Origin of the sequence: Catenulispora pinisilvae (assembly GCF_015356865.1) — a bacterium.
Lineage (GTDB): Bacteria > Actinomycetota > Actinomycetes > Streptomycetales > Catenulisporaceae > Catenulispora > Catenulispora pinisilvae.
In genome coordinates this window covers 1-551 of sequence record NZ_JAAFZA010000581.1, presented here as the reverse complement: position 1 = coordinate 551, position 551 = coordinate 1, and the positions used below count along the sequence as shown (strand labels likewise).

Annotated in this window: 1 protein-coding gene; it reads right to left on the bottom strand. The window is 77.5% G+C overall.

The window, feature by feature from the left end; genetic code table 11:
* The coding region (locus tag IZR01_RS49505; RefSeq protein WP_194927923.1) for a class I SAM-dependent methyltransferase at window positions 1-551 on the bottom strand (551 nt) is incomplete at both ends.

The window sequence follows — 551 nt, the reverse complement described above, 5'->3', positions numbered from 1 at the left end:
GACCACCTACCCCACACCGCCGTCAGCCCCGCCGGCCACTCCGGCTCCACCACATCCACCACCCGCAGCCCGGCCGCCACGATCTCCCGCACCCGGTCACCCAGCGTCCGGTGGTGTTCCGCGTACGTGGCCAGCCCCCGCTCGTCGAACTCGACGTACGGCCGCCGGTCGAAGTACGAGTCACGCGCCGTCAGCCCCGCCTCGGTCGGGTCGTCCGGGAACGACCAGCGGATCGGGTGCGACACCGAGAACACCCAGCGGCCGCCCGGCTTCAGCACGCGTGCCGCCTCGCGCATCACCGCCGCCGAGTCCGCGACGAACGGGACCGCGCCGTACGCCGAGCACACGATGTCGAACGCCTCGTCCGCGAACGGCAGCCGCGTGGCGTCCGCCTGCACCAGCGGCATCCAGGCCGCCGCGTCGCCCACCGCCGCGTCGCCCGCGCCGCCGCCTGCCGTCGCGCTGACCGCGCCGCCGCCCGCTCCCGCACCGACCGCGCCGCCGCGCGCCGCCACGCCGACCGCGTCGCCGCCGCCTGCCGTCGCGCCGCC